The 19,141-nt window shown below is 57.2% G+C and carries 22 protein-coding genes; 15 read left to right on the top strand and 7 right to left on the bottom strand.

Annotated elements, in window-relative coordinates:
- Window positions 1-62: 62 nt before the first annotated feature.
- The 4 genes from dinI to mdtH form a co-directional block, all read right to left on the bottom strand.
- On the bottom strand, window positions 63-308 hold the full coding sequence (gene dinI / locus D5067_RS14240; RefSeq protein WP_119934699.1) for a DNA damage-inducible protein I: 246 nt from the start codon (window positions 306-308) through the stop codon (window positions 63-65).
- 77 nt (window positions 309-385) lie between these two features.
- Window positions 386-1,432 carry a dihydroorotase gene (gene pyrC, locus D5067_RS14235; RefSeq protein ID WP_119934698.1) on the bottom strand — a complete coding sequence of 349 codons (1,047 nt, stop codon included), beginning with the start codon at window positions 1,430-1,432 and terminating at the stop codon, window positions 386-388.
- Between the two features lie 126 nt (window positions 1,433-1,558).
- Entirely contained in the window at window positions 1,559-2,119 is a 561-nt protein-coding gene (locus D5067_RS14230) for a lipoprotein (protein ID WP_119934697.1), read from the bottom strand.
- 124 nt (window positions 2,120-2,243) lie between these two features.
- Complete coding sequence (mdtH, locus tag D5067_RS14225; protein ID WP_119934696.1) at window positions 2,244-3,452, bottom strand: multidrug efflux MFS transporter MdtH; 1,209 nt, start codon at window positions 3,450-3,452, stop codon at window positions 2,244-2,246.
- Between the two features lie 236 nt (window positions 3,453-3,688).
- Here mdtH and rimJ point away from each other — a divergent pair, with 236 nt between their 5' ends.
- From rimJ to murJ, 4 genes are all read left to right on the top strand, one after another.
- Window positions 3,689-4,273 (top strand): ribosomal protein S5-alanine N-acetyltransferase, encoded by a 585-nt coding sequence (rimJ, locus tag D5067_RS14220; protein ID WP_119934695.1) that lies wholly within the window; start codon window positions 3,689-3,691, stop codon window positions 4,271-4,273.
- Between the two features lie 9 nt (window positions 4,274-4,282).
- Window positions 4,283-4,933 carry a YceH family protein gene (locus D5067_RS14215; protein ID WP_119934694.1) on the top strand — a complete coding sequence of 217 codons (651 nt, stop codon included), beginning with the start codon at window positions 4,283-4,285 and terminating at the stop codon, window positions 4,931-4,933.
- A gap of 2 nt (window positions 4,934-4,935) precedes the next feature.
- Window positions 4,936-5,859: a Gfo/Idh/MocA family protein gene (locus tag D5067_RS14210; protein ID WP_119934693.1), complete on the top strand. Its 924-nt coding sequence runs from the start codon at window positions 4,936-4,938 to the stop codon at window positions 5,857-5,859.
- 129 nt (window positions 5,860-5,988) lie between these two features.
- Window positions 5,989-7,524, top strand: coding sequence for a murein biosynthesis integral membrane protein MurJ (gene murJ / locus D5067_RS14205; RefSeq protein WP_119934692.1), 1,536 nt, complete (start codon window positions 5,989-5,991; stop codon window positions 7,522-7,524).
- Between the two features lie 59 nt (window positions 7,525-7,583).
- On the opposite strand, the gene flgN is transcribed toward murJ, so the two are convergent.
- From flgN to flgA, 3 genes are all read right to left on the bottom strand, one after another.
- A complete protein-coding gene (flgN, locus tag D5067_RS14200; RefSeq protein WP_119934691.1) occupies window positions 7,584-8,009 on the bottom strand; it encodes a flagella biosynthesis chaperone FlgN in 426 nt (141 codons plus the stop codon).
- 4 nt (window positions 8,010-8,013) lie between these two features.
- Window positions 8,014-8,307: a flagellar biosynthesis anti-sigma factor FlgM gene (flgM, locus tag D5067_RS14195; RefSeq protein ID WP_119934690.1), complete on the bottom strand. Its 294-nt coding sequence runs from the start codon at window positions 8,305-8,307 to the stop codon at window positions 8,014-8,016.
- Window positions 8,308-8,400: 93 nt separating this feature from the next.
- The gene (flgA, locus tag D5067_RS14190) at window positions 8,401-9,060 is read right to left on the bottom strand and encodes a flagellar basal body P-ring formation chaperone FlgA (RefSeq protein ID WP_119934689.1); all 660 of its coding nucleotides are present in this window, start codon (window positions 9,058-9,060) and stop codon (window positions 8,401-8,403) included.
- Window positions 9,061-9,217: 157 nt separating this feature from the next.
- Here flgA and flgB point away from each other — a divergent pair, with 157 nt between their 5' ends.
- The 11 genes from flgB (at window position 9,218) to flgL (ending at window position 19,124) form a co-directional block, all read left to right on the top strand.
- Window positions 9,218-9,634 (top strand): flagellar basal body rod protein FlgB, encoded by a 417-nt coding sequence (gene flgB / locus D5067_RS14185; RefSeq protein ID WP_010429643.1) that lies wholly within the window; start codon window positions 9,218-9,220, stop codon window positions 9,632-9,634.
- A 3-nt stretch (window positions 9,635-9,637) separates the two neighbouring features.
- Window positions 9,638-10,042, top strand: a complete 405-nt coding sequence (flgC, locus tag D5067_RS14180; RefSeq protein ID WP_119934688.1) for a flagellar basal body rod protein FlgC — start codon at window positions 9,638-9,640, stop codon at window positions 10,040-10,042.
- Between the two features lie 11 nt (window positions 10,043-10,053).
- Window positions 10,054-10,755, top strand: a complete 702-nt coding sequence (gene flgD / locus D5067_RS14175) for a flagellar hook assembly protein FlgD (RefSeq protein ID WP_119934687.1) — start codon at window positions 10,054-10,056, stop codon at window positions 10,753-10,755.
- A gap of 26 nt (window positions 10,756-10,781) precedes the next feature.
- Window positions 10,782-12,050 (top strand): flagellar hook protein FlgE, encoded by a 1,269-nt coding sequence (gene flgE, locus D5067_RS14170; protein ID WP_119934686.1) that lies wholly within the window; start codon window positions 10,782-10,784, stop codon window positions 12,048-12,050.
- Between the two features lie 20 nt (window positions 12,051-12,070).
- Window positions 12,071-12,826, top strand: coding sequence for a flagellar basal body rod protein FlgF (locus D5067_RS14165; protein WP_119934685.1), 756 nt, complete (start codon window positions 12,071-12,073; stop codon window positions 12,824-12,826).
- 11 nt (window positions 12,827-12,837) lie between these two features.
- Window positions 12,838-13,620, top strand: coding sequence for a flagellar basal-body rod protein FlgG (gene flgG, locus D5067_RS14160; protein WP_000625853.1), 783 nt, complete (start codon window positions 12,838-12,840; stop codon window positions 13,618-13,620).
- A 57-nt stretch (window positions 13,621-13,677) separates the two neighbouring features.
- Window positions 13,678-14,376 carry a flagellar basal body L-ring protein FlgH gene (gene flgH, locus D5067_RS14155; RefSeq protein ID WP_119934684.1) on the top strand — a complete coding sequence of 233 codons (699 nt, stop codon included), beginning with the start codon at window positions 13,678-13,680 and terminating at the stop codon, window positions 14,374-14,376.
- A 12-nt stretch (window positions 14,377-14,388) separates the two neighbouring features.
- A complete protein-coding gene (locus D5067_RS14150; protein WP_119934683.1) occupies window positions 14,389-15,486 on the top strand; it encodes a flagellar basal body P-ring protein FlgI in 1,098 nt (365 codons plus the stop codon).
- A complete protein-coding gene (gene flgJ / locus D5067_RS14145) occupies window positions 15,486-16,439 on the top strand; it encodes a flagellar assembly peptidoglycan hydrolase FlgJ (RefSeq protein WP_119934682.1) in 954 nt (317 codons plus the stop codon). Before D5067_RS14150 ends, flgJ begins: the two co-directional genes overlap by 1 nt.
- 75 nt (window positions 16,440-16,514) lie before the next feature.
- A complete protein-coding gene (flgK, locus tag D5067_RS14140) occupies window positions 16,515-18,155 on the top strand; it encodes a flagellar hook-associated protein FlgK (RefSeq protein ID WP_119934681.1) in 1,641 nt (546 codons plus the stop codon).
- A gap of 15 nt (window positions 18,156-18,170) precedes the next feature.
- Window positions 18,171-19,124, top strand: coding sequence for a flagellar hook-associated protein FlgL (gene flgL / locus D5067_RS14135; protein WP_119934680.1), 954 nt, complete (start codon window positions 18,171-18,173; stop codon window positions 19,122-19,124).
- Window positions 19,125-19,141: the final 17 nt, after the last annotated feature.

The raw sequence follows: 19,141 nt of genomic DNA, 5'->3' as shown, positions 1-19,141 counted from the left end.
GGCGAGAACATAACAAAAAAAGCCGGGGCGACCCGGCAAAAAACACAATGAGGGAGCAAGATTTAATCGGTGATGAACCAGTCGTCGGCGCTTTCCCACGTTTCCTGCAGGATGTCGGTGATACGATCTTTGTCTTCTTTCGCGCCGCCAATGACGGAGACGTTGTTTGCTGACGCGTAACGCACGGTTACGGCACTGCTGTTGTCTGGAAAGGTGTCATGAATACGGCGCGATAACTCACCCGCCAGCGCATCAAGTGCGCCAGCTGGCAATACGGTTGTTTTGGCTACGGTGACTTCAATACGCATAAATGCCCCCCTGTGTAATGTACTGTGTATTTATACAGGTATATTGTGGTTTTGACAATAAGGGGCATTGTGTTTTTTTAGCGCTTTACCGTCCAGTTCACGGTTTCACCTGCCAGGAAGGGGATGAGGGTGTCATCGGTCAGCGGAATCGACTCTTCAACCAAACGCGCTTTTCGCTCCAGCTCAATGACGCCATCGTTAACCGGCAGCCCATAGAAACGCGGGCCGTTAAGGGAACAGAAGGCCTCGAAGTGCTCAAGCGCATTCATGTCTTCAAACACGGTGGCGTAGCTTGCCAGCGCAGTTGGCGCGTTAAAGCAGCCCGCACAGCCGCAGCTGGCTTCCTTACGATGACGCGCGTGCGGGGCTGAGTCAGTCCCCAGGAATGCGCGAGAAAAACCGCTGGCCACCAGCTCACGCAGGGCCTGCTGGTGGATATTGCGCTTGAGTATCGGCAGGCAGTACAGGTGAGGGCGCACGCCGCCGACCAGCATGTGGTTGCGGTTGAACATCAGGTGCTGAGGGGTGATGGTGGCAGCGATAAGTTCGTTACCGTCCCGGACATATTCAGCGGCATCTTTGGTGGTGATGTGTTCAAACACCACTTTCAGGGCGGGCAGACGCTGGCGCAGCGGTTCCATAACCGTTTCGATAAAGCGCGCTTCGCGGTCGAAGATATCAATCTCGGCGTGGGTCACTTCCCCGTGCACCAGCAGCGGCATGCCCAGTTTCTGCATCCTTTCCAGAACCGGCATGATGGCGTCGATGCTGGTCACGCCATGGCTGGAGTTGGTAGTGGCATTCGCGGGGTAGAGTTTCGCCGCGGTGAATACGCCTTCGTTAAACCCGCGTTCCACTTCGTTCGGATCCAGGGAGTCCGTCAGATAGCAGGTCATCAACGGGGTAAAGTCGTGTCCGGCAGGGACGGCGTCAAGAATACGCTGGCGGTACGCGATGGCGGCATCGACGGTGGTGACTGGCGGAACCAGGTTAGGCATAACAATCGCGCGGCCATAAATTTCGCTGGTATAGGGCACGACGGTTTTCAGCATATCACCATCACGCAGATGGATATGCCAGTCGTCAGGGCGGCGGATTTTAAGAACCTGGGATTGTGCAGTCATGGAAGCTCCGGCTTGAAAGAGTTCAGTCATAAGATGGCTGTTTTTGCCGGACACAAATCATAAGCGTAAACGTTTTCGTTTGCACACTTTTCTGCAAAAAAAAGGGCGCCTGAGCGCCCTTACAGGTTAATCGGTGAAGGGGATAACGATCTGACCCGGCTTCACTTCTATCCCTTTGGCATATTTTTTCGCGAGCGCTTCGCCCTTGCTCTTGTCTTCGCTGAGGACATACGCCGGCTGCTGGTTGAAGTAGTTACGCAGCGACTGGTTCAGATATGGCATCAGGGTTTGCAGCACCGGCTTCATTTTTTCCGGGGTGACAACCGCATCGACGATTTCCATTTCCTGCAGGAAAATCGCCCCTTTCTCTTTGTTGAAGACCGGCAGCGCCTTCAGCTTAAGTTTGATATCGGCTTTTTGGTTGCCGAATAACGACGTCATGTCCAGGCTGGCATCACCGGAAAGGGTAACTTTGTTCGGCTCTTCACGACCAATCTGGCTGGCGAGATTGCTGAGGATGATATGCGCGTCGGCAAGCCCGGGCACGCCGATGTCTTTGGAAAAGTTGTTATGTTTTTCCAGCGCCTGATTGATTTCCTGCTCACTGACGGTGTATTGGGTAAGCTGATTACAGCCAACCAGCAGACCACTGACGATTAACGCAGCGGCAATGACGATCTTCTTCATGGTGTTCCTCAACAAAAATCGGCGCATCTGTCCTGATGCCCCAGTATGTCAGTGTGATATGTCAGAAACCAGCAGAAAAAACTGATACTAGAGGCGGGAAAACCTTCCCGCCAGAGAGGAAGGGTTATGCGCCAGGCTCGAGCATGCCGCGCGTGCTGCGCTTCTGGCTGAATTGCCACCACAGGGCGATGAGCGTCATAAAACCGACCGCGCCGAGCATCATCCACGGCAGTTCGGGTTGATTCAGCGCCTTTCCGGCGTCGAACAGCCAGCCGCCGCCGGCGTAGCCTAACGCGCCGCCGAGCGCCAGCCCGAGCCGGCTAAAGCCCATGTAGCTGCCGCGGGCTCGCGAATCGGCCAGCGACGCGCTCAGCGTCTCGCGCGCGGGCTCGGCGATAATTGAGCCGATGTAGAAGGTGCAAATCAGCATGAACAGCTGTTGCAGCGAATTCACCAGGCCGATAGGCATCATGCTCAGCGTCATCAGCAACAGCCCTGCCATCAGGCGATGCTCAAGGCGAAAGCGCCGTTCGCTCCAGCGGGCAATCGGGTAGAGCAGGGTCAGCGAAAGACACGCCTCAATGGCATACATCCATTTGACGGCGGCGGGCGTGCCCGCAATGTCATTCACCATGATCGGCAGCATCAGCATGACCTGAACCGCCAGCATGTAGTAGCCCGTCAGGGTGAGTACATAGGTTACGAAGCGCTTATCCTGCAGGACGCGGTTAAGGCCTTCGCGAACCGGCGCTTTTACCGTCGACAGCTTCCAGGCGGGCAGATACAGGCCGTTAAACAGCGCGCACAGCATGAAGATCGCGGCGCCGGTCGCGCAGACCAGGCGGAAGTCGTACTGTAAGAGCCAGCTTCCCAGCAGTGCGCCGACAACCGCCCCGGCGCTGTCCTGCATCATCAGAAGCGAGAAGAAGCGGCCGCGTTGCCGCGGGCGAATCAGCTTGACCACCAGCGCGGTACGCGGCGGGTCAAACAGCGTACCGCCGATGCCGGAAAGGAAGCAGGAGAACCACAGCACCCAGGGTTCGTGGGCGATAGCCATGGTGGCAAAACCCGCCGCGCGTAACAGCATGCCAATGACAATCATCGGTTTGGCGCCAAAGCGGTCTGCAATGGCACCGCCAAATACCCCCAGCCCCTGCTGGACAAACTGGCGTAAACCGAGCGCGATCCCGACCATTAATGCCGCCCAGCCCATTTCGTCGACAAAGCGAATCGAGATAAGCGGGAAAACGACGAAAAAGCCGAGCACGACCAGCATGTTATCGACGAGCAGGAAATATTTACCCAGGCTCCTGGCCTGTGATACGCGGGACATTTTCCCTCCAGGGAAAATAGAAGGTGAGCACGCTAACATTCTGCGGTGTCGCCACGCTTTTTCCCACCCCTGCCCGTGACAATATTTTTTTATCAAAAGGGTGCTTTGATAGAGAGTTCTCATCGAAAAATGTGAAAAGAGGTGAAAATGGTATGTCACTGTTTTCACAGACGGCGCAGGCGCAGGTATAGTAAAGCTAATGGGTTGAGCTGAAGCGACGGGAAGGAGTGGTATCGATGTTTGGCTATCGCAGCAATGTGCCAAAAGTGCGTCTGACAACGGACAGGCTGGTCGTTCGTCTGGTGCACGAGCGTGATGCCTGGCGGCTGGCGGATTATTACGCTGAGAATCGCCAGTTTTTAAAACCCTGGGAACCCGTTCGGGACGAGAGCCACTGCTACCCCTCCGGCTGGCAGGCGCGCCTCGGCATGATCGCAGAATTTCACAAGCAGGGCAGCGCCTTCTATTTTGCGCTGCTGGATCCGGAAGAAAAAGAGATCCTCGGCATTGCCAATTTTTCGAACGTGGTGCGCGGCTCGTTTCACGCCTGCTACCTCGGTTATTCAATCGGGCAGAAGTGGCAGGGACAAGGGCTGATGTTTGAGGCCCTGACGGCGGCAATCCGCTATATGCAGCGCACGCAGCACATCCATCGCATTATGGCGAACTACATGCCCCATAATAATCGCAGTGGCGACCTGCTGGCGCGGTTAGGGTTCGAAAAAGAGGGCTATGCCAAAGACTACCTGCTGATTGACGGCGAGTGGCGCGATCATGTTCTCACGGCATTAACCACCCGGGACTGGACTGCAGGTCGTTAAGGAGAAAAGATGAAATATCAGCTAAGCGGTACAGAAGCGCGTGTCATTGGATGTTTGCTGGAAAAACAGGTCACCACGCCGGAGCAATACCCGCTCTCTGTGAATGCCGTGACCATGGCCTGTAACCAAAAAACCAACCGTGAACCGGTGATGAACCTGACCGATCGTGAGGTGCAGGCGTGTCTTGATGAGCTGGTCAAGCGCCACTACCTGCGCACCGTCAGCGGTTTCGGAAACCGCGTTACCAAATATGAGCAGCGCTTTTGTAACTCTGAGTTCGGGGATTTGAAACTGAGCGCCGCGGAGGTTGCGGTCGTCACCACGCTGCTGCTTCGCGGGGCGCAGACCCCGGGTGAGCTGCGAACGCGTGCTTCCCGTATGCATGAGTTTCGCGACATGCAGGAGGTTGAACACACGCTTGAGGGGCTCGCCTCGCGTGAAGACGGGCCCTACGCGGTGCGCCTGGCGCGCGAGCCGGGGAAACGCGAAAGCCGCTATATGCATTTGTTTAGCGGCGACGTTGATGCGGCCGCACTGGCCGATGAGTCCGAGCCGGCTGAGGGGAATGGCGGCCTGGCCGCACGCGTTGAGGCGCTGGAAGAAGAGGTCGCCGGGCTGAAACAGCGTCTGGACGCACTGCTGGCACATTTGGGAGACTAACCGTGACAAAATTACGCGTAGGCGTGGTGGGGCTGGGCGGCATTGCGCAAAAAGCTTGGCTGCCCGTGTTGGGTGCAGCGTCAGGCTGGACGCTGCAGGGGGCGTGGTCGCCGACGCGCGAGAAGGCGGAGCGTATTTGCGAAACCTGGCGGATGCCGTATGCCAGCTCGCTGCAGGACTTAGCCCGGGAGTGCGATGCGGTCTTCGTGCATACCTCGACCGCAACCCATTATCAGGTGGTGAGCGAATTGCTGAACGCCGGCGTTCACGTCTGCGTGGATAAGCCGCTGGCGGAAAACGTCCTGGACGCCGAACGTCTGATCGAGCTTGCGGCGCGCAAAAACCTGACGCTGATGGTGGGATTCAACCGTCGTTTTGCCCCGCTCTATCAGCAGTTAAAAGCCCAGCCGGGCGCGCTGGCCTCGCTGCGGATGGATAAGCACCGCACCGACAGCATTGGGCCGAACGATTTACGGTTCACGCTGCTGGATGACTATCTGCACGTTGTTGATACCGCGCTGTGGCTGACCAACGGCAATGCACAGCTAAAAAGCGGCACGCTGATGACCAACGATCTGGGTGAGATGGTTTATGCCGAACACCATTTCGCGGTTGACCATCTGCAGGTGACCACCAGCATGCATCGTCGGGCAGGCAGCCAGCGTGAATCTGTCCAGGCGGTAACGGACGGCGCGCTGTATGACATTACCGATATGCGCGAATGGCGGGAAGAGAAGGGCAGCGGCGTGGTGACGATACCCGCACCGGGCTGGCAGAGTACGCTCGAGCAGCGTGGGTTTGCCGGATGCGCGCGTCACTTCATCACATGCGTGCAAAATCAGACGGTTCCGGAAACGGCCGGCGAGCAGGCGATTATGGCGCAGCGCATTGTCGAAAGGCTGTGGCGAGAGGCCATGAGCGAATAACCCGCTGTAACATCTGCGGATAGTAATTTGTTGAAATCCAGTTAGACTAAGCGCCGCTTGTTGGCTTCGCCGGGTGGCGCTTACGCATACCCGGCCGACTAATCCGTTGGGTTGTGGAACTTCACGTTAATGAACTTATTAAAATCGCTGGCAGCCGTCAGCTCGATGACCATGTTTTCCCGCGTGCTCGGCTTCGCGCGCGATGCGATTGTGGCGAGGGTTTTTGGCGCGGGGATGGCAACGGACGCCTTTTTCGTCGCGTTCAAACTGCCGAACCTGCTGCGCCGAATTTTTGCAGAAGGGGCGTTTTCGCAGGCGTTTGTGCCTATCCTTGCCGAATATAAAAGCAAGCAGGGTGAAGATGCCACTCGCGTGTTCGTTTCCTACGTTTCAGGGTTACTGACGCTGGCGCTGGCGATCGTGACCGTTGTCGGGATGCTGGCCGCGCCGTGGGTGATTATGGTCACTGCGCCCGGCTTTGCGGATACGGCAGACAAATTTGCGCTCACCTCTCAGCTTCTGCGCATTACCTTTCCCTATATCCTGCTGATCTCACTGGCCTCGCTGGTGGGAGCGATCCTGAACACCTGGAACCGCTTCTCCGTTCCGGCGTTTGCGCCAACCTTCCTGAACGTTAGCATGATCGGCTTTGCCCTGTTCGCCGCGCCGCATTTCAACCCGCCGGTGCTGGCGCTGGCGTGGGCGGTGACCGTGGGCGGCGTGCTTCAGCTGGCCTACCAGCTGCCGCACCTCAAAAAAATCGGCATGCTGGTGCTGCCGCGCGTCAATTTTAAAGATGCCGGTGCAATGCGCGTGATTAAGCAGATGGGACCGGCGATCCTCGGGGTCTCCGTCAGCCAGATATCGCTAATCATCAACACCATCTTTGCCTCGTTCCTGGTATCGGGTTCGGTATCGTGGATGTACTACGCCGATCGCCTGATGGAGTTTCCGTCCGGGGTCCTGGGCGTGGCGCTGGGTACGATCCTGCTGCCGTCGCTGTCCAAAAGCTTCGCCAGCGGTAATCATGATGAATACTGCCGGTTGATGGACTGGGGTTTACGTCTCTGCTTCCTTCTTGCCCTGCCAAGCGCGGTGGCGCTGGGTATTCTGGCAAAACCGCTGACCGTTTCACTCTTCCAGTACGGCAAATTTACCGCCTTCGATGCGGCAATGACGCAGCGAGCGCTGGTCGCTTACTCCGTCGGGCTCATGGGGCTGATAGTCGTTAAGGTGCTGGCGCCGGGGTTCTATTCTCGTCAGGACATCAGGACGCCGGTTAAGATCGCTATCGTCACGCTGATCCTGACCCAGGTGATGAACCTGGCGTTTATCGGTCCGCTGAAGCACGCCGGGCTGTCGCTGTCGATTGGCCTTGCAGCGTGCCTGAACGCCAGCCTGCTGTACTGGCAGCTGCGCAAGCAGGACATTTTCACCCCGCAGCCGGGCTGGACGCGTTTTCTGGTGCGCCTGGTGATTGCCGTTCTGGTGATGGCAGCGGCGCTGGTTGGCATGCTGTACGTGATGCCTGAGTGGTCGCTGGGAACAATGCCGTACCGCCTGATGCGCCTGATGGCCGTGGTCGCGGTAGGGGTTGTGGCTTACTTCGCCACGCTTGCGGTGCTGGGCTTTAAGGTTAAAGAGTTTGCCCGCCGTACGGCATAAACGACAAAAGGGGAGTTCACCTGACGGTGCTCCCCGCTTTATGATTTGCCGCTACTGCTTCAAATCGAAATCTTTTTCCCGCCGGTAATACGCGCAGTAGCCGTCTGACCATCTGCTCCGTACAGTCCCGTCTCTTTATGAGGTTTTAGCACCTCAAGCGCCTGCTGGTTACGCACTATCTGTCCTTCAAGCAGCCAGCCGTTGTGTTGATTGAGTTCGCGCAGGTGCTGGGTTTTTTCTGTAATCGTCTGCCAGCGTTCCACAATCTCATCATTTGCACCCGGTTTTGGATCCTGCTCGGCGCGTCGGTGCTGCTCGAGATAATCCAGCGTGGCCAGAAGCGAGCTTTTATCTTCCGTAATACGCTGCAGTGCGCTGCCGTTGATCTGACCGGAAGAGAGGTGCTGTTGTTCAGCATCCATTACCGTTTTCAGGTCGTTCAGGACAACCGTCATTTGATCCAGTATTTCTGACAGTCGACTCATACGGTTAGTTACTCTGTAAGAAACTCTGCGCGTCCTGAATCAGCGCGTCAGCGATTTTGCTGGTATCCATTTTCAGCTCGCCGTTACGAATTGCCGTTTTCAGCGCTTCGACACGTTCCATGTTGATATCGCCGCTGCCCGGCTGCATCAGCTTAGACTGAGCGTCGCTCAGGGTAACGCTGGTGCTGTTGGCCGTTGACGGTTTTTCGAGACGCGTTTTCTGTACTGGAACGTCATTCGTTTCGCGAGGTTGTACAGTACTAACCGGTTTCAGGGCTGATGTACGATCAATGCTCATAGTGTTGTCCTCATCGAGGGTTCGCGGCGTTTGCGCCTGACATCATCATTAGTTGAATATTTATCGGCAGCCGCCGCCAAATCTTTAAAAAGATTATAGGTTAATCAGAATATTCCCATCAGAGCTGACGGTGCCGCTCACCACCTGGCCTGAGGACATCCTGACGCGGGCATTTTGCGCCACCGCGGCATTGTTTAATGCTTTCCCTTCACTGTTAATACTAAAGCCCTCTCCATTCGCCACCACCATCACCTGCTGGCCCGCTTTTACCCGCCAGGCCTGGCGCAGCATCGAGAGCTGGATGGCCTGGCCCGGCGCCAGATCGCGCAGGCTCACGGCATCCTGCGCCTGGTTAATATCGAGCATGGTGCGGGGCGGAAGCTGATCGAGGCGGCCGCGCTTCAACGTCACGCTATTGCTTTGCAGCACGCTTCCCCGGGCGACGGGAACCGCGGCGACAACATAATTGCCCGTTGCCTGAACGGCAACCTGTAAATAGCGTTTTTCACTGGCGCAGCGCGCAAGCACGTTCACGTTGCCCCACAGCTTTGTCGTGCCGGTCACGGTAAAGGAAGGTTGTTCGCATGAGGGATACAGATTCGGCGGCGTGCGTACGGTGACTTTTACGTCATCGCTAAAGCCTTCCAGCTGCTGAGCAAAAAAAGCGGTGAGCCGATCCTGTAAGCCTTCGGCCTGAACCAGAGGGCTTAAGAATAACAAGGTTGCCGCCAGGCCACGTTTCATCGTCCGCATCGCAAGTTCCACCGTTACCAGAATGGTGAGGATTCTACCTGTAGTGGTTTTGCATCAACGCAATAAATAGCGACGCATTTTGCGCTTATTCCGTCGATAAGGGAGACGGGTTGAGATTTAAGCTGTGAACTGAAATTTTGCCATCAGCGGAGGAGACATGCTCGATAAACTCGACGCCGCGTTACGTTTTCAGCAGGAAGCGCTCAACTTGCGCGCCCAGCGGCAGGAAATTTTAGCCGCCAATATCGCTAACGCGGATACCCCCGGGTATCAGGCGCGCGATATTGATTTTTCCAGTGAACTTAAAAAAGTGATGGAGCGTGGACGTGCCGAAGGAACGGGTGTTGCACTGGCACTGACATCCTCTCGCCATATTCCCGCTCAGGCGATGACCGCGCCAACGACCGACCTGCTTTACCGTATTCCCGACCAGCCATCCCTCGACGGTAACACCGTGGATATGGACCGGGAACGCACACAGTTTGCCGATAACAGCCTGCAGTACCAGACGGGTCTGACCCTACTCGGCGGACAAATTAAAGGCATGATGACCGTCCTTCAGGGGGGCAACTAATCCATGGCTTTGCTGAATATTTTTGATATCGCCGGTTCGGCGTTAACGGCACAGTCCAAGCGTCTGAACGTTGCCGCCAGTAACCTGGCTAACGCCGACAGCGTCACCGGGCCTGACGGGCAGCCGTATCGTGCAAAACAGGTGATTTTCCAGGTCGATGCTGCGCCGGGCGCGGCGACGGGCGGCGTGAAAGTCTCTGACGTGGTTGAGAGCCAGGCACCGGACAAGCTGGTGTACGAACCCGGTAACCCGCTCGCGGATGCCAGCGGTTACGTGAAAATGCCTAACGTGGATGTGGTGGGGGAGATGGTCAACTCCATGTCTGCCTCCCGGAGCTACCAGGCAAACGTCGAAGTGCTTAATACCGTGAAGAGCATGATGCTCAAAACACTCACTCTCGGCCAGTAAAGGAGACACGCATGTCCATCGCCGTAAATATGAATGATACGTCCAGCACGGGCGTATCCGGCACGAGTTCGAGCAGCTCCCTGACGGGCAGCAGCGCTAACGACCTGCAAAGCAGCTTCCTCACGCTGCTGGTGGCTCAGCTGAAAAACCAGGATCCCACCAACCCGATGCAGAACAACGAGCTGACGACGCAGCTTGCGCAGATCAGCACCGTGAGCGGCATTGAGAAACTCAACACCACCCTCGGCTCTGTTTCTGGCCAGATCGACAACAGCCAGTCCCTGCAGGCTGCAAACCTGATTGGCCATGGCGTGATGATCCCAGGGACAACCGTCCTGGCGGGCAGCACCACCACCGACGGCTCGACGACCACGTCAACGACGCCGTTTGGCGTTGAGCTGCAGCAGGCGGCGGACAAGGTGACGGCGACGATCACCGACTCCACGGGTGCCGTTGTGCGAACCATTGATATCGGTGAGCTGAGCGCGGGCGTTCATACCTTCACCTGGGATGGCAGCATGACCGATGGCACGACGGCGCCAAACGGTTCCTACAAAGTCGCTATCAGCGCCAGCAACGGATCAACCCAGCTGGTGGCTCAGCCACTGCAGTTCGGGCTGGTGCAGGGCGTGATTAAAAGCAGCGACGGCAACAAGCTGGATTTGGGTACCTCCGGTACCACCACACTCGACGAAGTTCGGCAGATTATCTAAGCCTTTACACTTATCAGGAGTAAGTCATGGCCTTTTCTCAAGCGGTCAGCGGCCTGAATGCTGCGGCCACCAACCTGGACGTCATTGGCAACAACATCGCCAACTCCGCGACCTATGGTTTCAAATCCGGTTCTGCCTCTTTTGCAGACATGTTTGCCGGTTCCAAAGTCGGCCTGGGCGTGAAAGTCGCGGGCATCACTCAGGACTTTACCGACGGCACCACCACCAATACCGGTCGTGGCCTGGACGTTGCAATCAGCCAGAACGGGTTCTTCCGTATGGTCGATGCGAACGGTTCCGTGTTCTACAGCCGTAACGGCCAGTTCAAGCTGGACGAAAACCGTAACCTGGTGAACATGCAGGGTCTGCAGCTGACGGGCTATCCGGTGGCGGGCACGCCGCCATCGGTGCAGACGGGTGCAAACCCACAGCCTATTACCATTCCTAATACGCTGATGGCGGCAAAGTCGACCACCACCGCAACGCAGCAGATCAACCTGAACTCTACGGACGATATCCCGACGGTGGCGTTTGATCCGACCAATGCGGACAGCTACAACAAGAAGGGCACCGTCACGGTCTTTGACAGCCAGGGTAACGAACATAATATGAACGTTTACTATGTCAAAACCGCGGATAACAAATGGGATCTGTATACTCAGGATTCCAGCGTGGCCAACTCCGGCTACAGCAAAGCGGCGCAGATGAGCTTCGACAGCAACGGTAACCTGTCAGGTGTGAATAACTATATCGCACAGGGCACCACGCCGGAAACCTGGTCTCTGGACACTACCGCGAACACCACCCCATCTATCAATATCACTACAGGCTCCGTGAGCGGCGCAACGCCTGCAACGTTCAATCTGAGCTTCCTGAACTCTATGCAGCAGAACACCGGCGCCAACAACGTGGTGGGCACCACCCAGAACGGCTATAAGCCGGGCGACCTGGTGAGCTACCAGATCAACGACGACGGCACCGTAGTCGGTAACTACTCCAACGAACAGACTCAGGTGCTGGGCCAGATCGTGATGGCGAACTTCGCCAACAACGAAGGCCTGCAGTCCGAAGGCGATAACGTCTGGTCTGCCACCCAGTCTTCGGGTGTTGCCCTGCTGGGTACCGCCGGATCCGGTAACTTCGGTACGCTGACCAACGGCGCGCTGGAAGCCTCAAACGTTGACCTGAGTAAAGAGCTGGTGAACATGATCGTTGCGCAACGTAACTACCAGTCGAACGCGCAGACCATCAAAACTCAGGACCAGATCCTTAACACGCTGGTTAACCTGCGTTAAGCGGCTGACGGGAAAGCGCAATGGATCACGCAATATATACAGCGATGGGCGCGGCAAGCCAGACGCTCAATCAGCAGGCTGTTACGGCCAGCAACCTGGCAAACGCCTCTACGCCTGGCTTCCGCGCGCAGCTTAATGCGCTGCGTGCGGTGCCGGTAGAAGGGCTTTCGCTGCCAACGCGTACGCTGGTGACGGCCTCTACGCCGGGTGCAGACATGACGCCAGGCCAGATGGATTACACCTCGCGTCCGCTGGACGTTGCCCTGCAGCAGGACGGCTGGCTGGCGGTGCAAACCGCTGACGGCGGCGAAGGCTATACCCGAAACGGTAATATCCAGGTGGATGCCACCGGGCAGTTAACGATTCAGGGCCATCCGGTGATTGGCGAAGCCGGTCCGCTGACGGTGCCTGAAGGGTCGGAGCTGACCATCGCTGCGGACGGGACTATCTCGGCGTTGAACCCGGGCGATCCGGCGAATACCGTTGCGCCCGTCGGGCGTCTGAAGCTGGTCAAAGCGGAAGGCCGTGAAGTGCAGCGCGGCGATGACGGTATGTTCCGCCTGACCCAGACCGCACGGGCCACCCGCGGCGCGACGTTACAGGCTGACCCGAGCATTCGCGTGATGTCGGGCGTTCTGGAAGGCAGTAACGTTAAACCGGTTGAAGCCATGACCGACATGATTGCCAGCGCGCGTCGTTTTGAAATGCAGATGAAAATTATCAGCAGCGTGGATGAAAACGCGAGCAAGGCTAACCAACTTCTGGCTATGAGTTAACAGGACTCTTTATGATCAGTTCTTTATGGATCGCGAAAACCGGCCTGGACGCACAGCAAACCAACATGGACGTGATTGCCAACAACCTGGCAAACGTAAGCACCAATGGTTTCAAGCGTCAGCGTGCCGTTTTCGAAGATTTGCTTTATCAAACCATCCGCCAGCCGGGTGCTCAGTCTTCTGAGCAAACGACGCTGCCGTCCGGTCTGCAGATCGGTACCGGCGTGCGTCCGGTAGCCACCGAGCGTCTGCACAGCCAGGGCAACCTGTCTCAGACCAACAATAGCAAAGACGTTGCTATTAAAGGCCAGGGTTTCTTTCAGGTGCAGCTGCCTGACGGCACCTCTGCCTATACCCGCGACGGTTCATTCCAGGTGGATCAAAACGGCCAGCTGGTGACGGCGGGCGGCTTCCAGGTACAGCCTGCGATCACCATCCCGGCTAACGCCCTGAGCATTACCATTGGACGTGACGGCATCGTGAGCGTGACCCAGCAGGGGCAGGCCGCGCCGGTTCAGGTCGGACAGCTCAACCTGACCACCTTCATGAACGATACCGGTCTGGAAAGCATTGGTGAGAACCTCTACACCGAAACGCAATCCTCCGGTACGCCAAATGAAAGTACGCCGGGCCTGAACGGTGCGGGTCTGCTGTACCAGGGTTATGTCGAAACCTCTAACGTTAACGTAGCGGAAGAGCTGGTGAATATGATCCAGGTTCAGCGCGCGTATGAAATTAACAGTAAAGCAGTGTCGACGACCGACCAGATGCTGCAGAAACTGACGCAACTCTAAGGTGTAGCCCGGCGCGGTAAACGCCGCGCCGGCTCCCTGTTTTCGAAGATGAAGGCAATGCAAAAAAACGCGGCGTTTCGTTATCCGATACTGACTGTTCTGGCCGTCACCCTCAGCGGGTGTGCCTGGATCCCGTCTAAACCATTGGTCGAGGGTGCGACTACCGCCCAACCCGTTCCCGGCCCTGCGCCTGTGGTGAACGGCTCTATTTTCCAGACCGCGCAGCCGATTAACTACGGCTATCAGCCGCTGTTTGAAGATCGTCGTCCGCGTAACGTTGGCGATACGCTGACCATTGTGCTGCAGGAAAACGTCAGTGCGAGCAAGAGCTCGTCGGCGAACGCCAGCCGCGATGGCAAAACCAATTTTGGCTTCGACACCGTGCCTCGTTATCTGCAGGGCCTGTTCGGCAATGCGCGCGCGGATGTGGATGCCTCTGGCGGCAATACCTTTAACGGAAAAGGTGGCGCGAACGCCAGCAATACCTTCAGCGGTACGCTGACGGTCACGGTTGACCAGGTTCTGGTTAACGGCAACCTGCACGTTGTGGGTGAAAAACAGATCGCCATTAATCAGGGCACGGAGTTCATTCGTTTCTCCGGCGTGGTTAATCCTCGCACCATTAGCGGTACCAACACCGTTCCGTCCACCCAGGTGGCAGATGCGCGCATCGAGTACGTCGGCAACGGCTACATTAACGAAGCGCAAAATATGGGCTGGCTGCAGCGCTTCTTCCTTAACTTATCGCCGATGTAAGCGAGGTGACCTATGTTTAAATTTCTCTTCGCCGTGGCGCTGTCTCTGGTGGCAACCGTTGCTCAGGCTGACCGCATCCGCGATCTCACCAGCGTGCAGGGCGTACGTGAAAACTCCCTGATCGGCTATGGCCTGGTGGTGGGGCTGGACGGCACGGGTGACCAGACAACCCAGACGCCGTTCACCACCCAGAGCTTAAATAACATGCTTTCCCAGCTCGGTATTACCGTACCGACGGGCACTAACATGCAGCTGAAAAACGTGGCGGCCGTGATGGTCACCGCCTCCTTCCCGGCGTTCGCGCGTCAGGGGCAGACCATTGACGTGGTGGTTTCCTCGATGGGGAACGCCAAAAGCCTGCGCGGCGGTACGCTGCTGATGACCCCGCTGAAAGGGGTCGATAGCCAGGTTTATGCGCTGGCCCAGGGGAACATTCTGGTGGGCGGTGCAGGCGCTTCCGCGGGCGGAAGCAGCGTGCAGGTGAACCAGCTGAACGGCGGGCGTATCACCAACGGCGCGATCGTGGAACGCGAGCTGCCAACCCAGTTCGGCTCGGGAAACACCATTAACCTGCAGCTGAATAATGAAGACTTCACGATGGCGCAGCAAATTGCCGACACCATCAACCGCAGCCGCGGCTACGGCAGCGCTACCGCGCTGGATGCCCGTACCGTGCAAATCAGAACGTCTACGGGCAGCAGTAACCAGGTGCGCATGCTGGCGGATATCCAGAATATGGAAGTTAACGTTGCGCTTCAGGATGCCAAAGTGATCATCAACTCGCGTACCGGGTCGGTGGTGATGAACCGTGAAGTGTCTCTGGATAGCTGCGCCGTGGCGCAGGGTAACCTGTCCGTGACGGTCAACCGCTCCGCTAACGTGAGCCAGCCGGATACGCCGTTTGGCGGCGGCCAGACGGTGGTGACGCCGCAAACGCAGATTGATTTGCGCCAGAGCGGCGGCTCGCTGCAAAGCGTTCGTTCCAGCGCCAACCTCAACAGCGTGGTCCGCGCCCTGAATGCCCTGGGCGCAACGCCGATGGATTTGATGTCCATTCTGCAATCAATGCAAAGCGCAGGCTGCCTGCGTGCCAAACTGGAAATCATCTAATGCTGACCGATAGCAAGCTGTTGACCGGTGCCGCCTGGGATGCCCAGTCGCTCAACGACCTGAAAACCAAAGCAGGCAAAGACCCGGCGGCGAATATCCGCCCGGTTGCCCGCCAGGTGGAAGGGATGTTCGTGCAGATGATGCTAAAAAGCATGCGTGAAACCCTGCCGAAAGACGGGATGTTCAGCAGCGATTCTACGCGTCTCTACACCAGCATGTACGACCAGCAGATTGCGCAGCAGATGACCGCCGGAAAAGGCCTCGGTCTGGCTGACATGATTGTTAAACAGACCGCAGCCGCACAGGGTATTCAGCCTGAGGACGCGCCGCAGCAGGTGCCGATGAAGTTCGACATTGAAACGGTGACCAGTTATCAGAATCAGGCGCTGACGCAGATGGTGCGTAAAGCGATGCCCAAGACGTTGGCCGCCAGCGACGAGCCGCTGTCGGGCGACAGCAAAGACTTCCTGGCACAGCTCTCGCTGCCCGCGCGCCTTGCCAGCGAGCAGAGCGGTGTGCCGCATCACCTGATCCTGGCGCAGGCCGCGCTGGAGTCGGGCTGGGGTCAGCGACAGATCCGTAAGGAAAACGGCGATCCGAGCTTTAACATCTTTGGCGTGAAGGCCAGCTCCAGCTGGAAAGGGCCGACGACGGAGATCACCACCACCGAATATGAAAACGGTGCGGCGGTGAAGGTCAAAGCCAAATTCCGCGTCTACAGCTCTTACCTTGAGGCATTGTCGGATTACGTGGGGCTGTTGAGCCGCAACCCGCGCTATACCGCCGTCACGCAGGCGGCCACGCCGGAGCAGGGCGCGCAGGCGCTGCAAAACGCGGGATACGCCACCGATCCAAACTACGCGCGCAAGCTCACCAGCATGATTCAGCAGCTGAAATCAATGGGTGAGAAGGTCAGCAAAGCCTATAGCACAGATCTCGAAAATCTGTTCTGAAAGTTCTCAAGTCCCGGTGGCGGCTGCCGATAACCTTCATCAGGACTCGTGTCTGAAAGTATAAAAGGAACCCCCATGTCCAGTTTGATTAACAGCGCCATGAGTGGCCTCAGTGCTGCACAGGCGGCACTCAATACCGTAAGTAATAATATTTCAAGCTATAACGTGGCAGGCTATACCCGCCAGAATACCGTTCTGAGTGCATCGAACAGCACCCTGACCGGCGGCGGCTGGGTGGGCAACGGGGTTTATGTCTCCGGCGTGCAGCGTGAGTATGATGCCTTCATCACCAACCAGCTGCGCGCGGCGCAGACGCAGAGCAGCGGCCTGACCACGCGCTATCAGCAGATGTCAAAAATTGACGACGTGCTCTCTGACACCACCAACTCGCTCTCTACCACCTTGCAGGATTTCTTTACCAGCCTGCAAACGCTGGTCAGCAACGCGGAAGATCCGGCTGCGCGCCAGACGGTGATCGGTAAAGCGGATGGCCTGGTCAATCAGTTCAAAACGAACGATCAGTACCTTCGCGATCAGGATGCGCAGGTCAATACGGCGATTTCAACCAGCGTCGATCAGATCAACAACTATGCGAAGCAGATTGCCAACCTAAACGATCAGATTTCCCGTCTGACCGGGGTGGGGGCGGGCGCTTCGCCGAACGAACTGCTCGATCAGCGCGACCAGCTGGTGAGCGAGCTGAACAAGATTGTCGGCGTGGACGTGACCGTGCAGGACAGCGGCACCTATAACATCTCTATCGCCAACGGCTACACCCTGGTGCAGGGTAGCTCAGCCAGCCAGCTGGCGGCGGTGAAATCCAGTGCCGACCCTTCACGCACCACGATTGCCTATGTGGATGCGGCGTCTGGCAACGTAGAGATCCCGGAGAAGCAGATCACCACCGGTTCCCTGGGCGGCCTGCTGACCTTCCGCTCTGAGGATCTGGATAAGGCGCGTAACACCCTTAACCAGATGGCGCTGGCCTTTGCCGACGCGATGAACACGCAGCACGAAGCGGGCTTTGACGCTAACGGCGATGCGGGTGGAAAACTGTTTGATTTCGGTTTGCCATCCGTGCTGAGCAACAGCAAAAACACCGGCAGCGCCGCGGTAACCGCGAGCGTGACGGACAGCTCGAAGGTGCAGGCGACCAACTACAAAGTTGAGTTCAACGGCACCGACTGGACCGTGACGCGTCTGTCTGACAAAACCAGCTTCACGGCCACGCCGGACGCCAGTGGCAACCTGGCGTTTGATGGTCTGAACGTTAATATCAGCGGCTCGGCGGACAAGAAGGACAGCTTCCTGGTTAAGCCGGTGAACGACGTCATCATGAACATGGACGTTGCGATAAGCGACGAGTCTAAACTGGCGATGGCGTCTGCGAAGGATAGCGGCGAAAGCGACAATACCAACGGTCAAAAGCTGTTGGATTTGCAGAGCGCGAAGCTGGTGGGCGGGAATAAAACCTTTACCGACGCCTACGCGTCACTGGTCAGTACGGTAGGGAGCACAACCGCGTCGCTGAAAACCAGTAGCGAAACCAAAGACAACGTGGTGACGCAGCTGACCAAGCAGCAGCAGTCGATTTCCGGGGTTAACCTGGATGAAGAATACGGCAACCTGCAGCGCTATCAGCAGTATTACCTGGCAAATGCGCAGGTACTGCAAACGGCGAGCACGCTGTTTGATGCGTTAATCAACATTCGCTAAGGCCGGGGTTAAAAAATGCGTATTAGTACTCAGATGATGTATGAGCAGAGCATGCGCGGAGTGACAAACTCCCAAAGCCTCTGGCTCGGCTATGGCGAACAGATGTCTACCGGTAAGCGTGTCAACCGTCCGTCCGATGACCCGATCGCCGCCTCGCAGGCCGTTGTGCTATCGCAGGCGCAAACGCAGAACAGCCAGTATGCGCTGGCGCGTTCTTTCGCGACGACCAAAGTATCGCTGGAAGAGAACGTGTTATCGCAGGTCACGACCGCTATTCAGGCCGCGCAGGAAAAGATTGTCAATGCGGGCAACGGCACGCTGAGTGACGATGATCGTGCTTCGCTGGCCACTAACCTGCAGGGTATCCGCGATCAGCTGATGAACTTGGCAAACAGCACCGACGGTAACGGCCGCTACATTTTTGCGGGTTACAAAACGGAAGCTGCAGCCTTCGACCAGACCACCGGGAGCTATAACGGTGGGGATACGGCAATTAGCCAGCAGGTTGACTCCGCGCGTACCATGCAAATCAGCCATACGGGCGCTCAGGTGTTTGACACCTTTACCAGCAACGCGAAGCCAGAGCCGGATGGCAGTACGCCGGAAAAGAACCTGTTTAAGATCCTGGACAGTGCGATTGCTGCGCTGAATACGCCAATTGAAGGCGACGAGACCAAAGCTGAAGAGTTTACCGCGGCGATTGATAAGGCCAACCGTGGCCTGAGCAACTCGCTGAACAACGTGCTGACCGTGCGTGCCGATCTGGGCATCAAGCTGGATGAGCTGAGCAAGCTGGATTCGCTGGGCGATGACCGCGCGCTGGGACAAACTCAGCAAATGAGTAACCTGGTGGACGTGGACTGGAACTCGGTCATCTCTTCTTACTCTATGCAGCAGGCGGCCCTGCAGGCGTCTTATAAAGCGTTCAGCGATATGCAGGGCATGTCTCTGTTCCAGATGAACAAGTAACATCTTGACCTCTTAGA

The organism is Enterobacter huaxiensis (assembly GCF_003594935.2).
Classification (GTDB): domain Bacteria; phylum Pseudomonadota; class Gammaproteobacteria; order Enterobacterales; family Enterobacteriaceae; genus Enterobacter; species Enterobacter huaxiensis.
The sequence above is the reverse complement of the archived record's forward strand: the minus strand, read 5'-3'. Positions and strand labels throughout refer to the sequence as shown.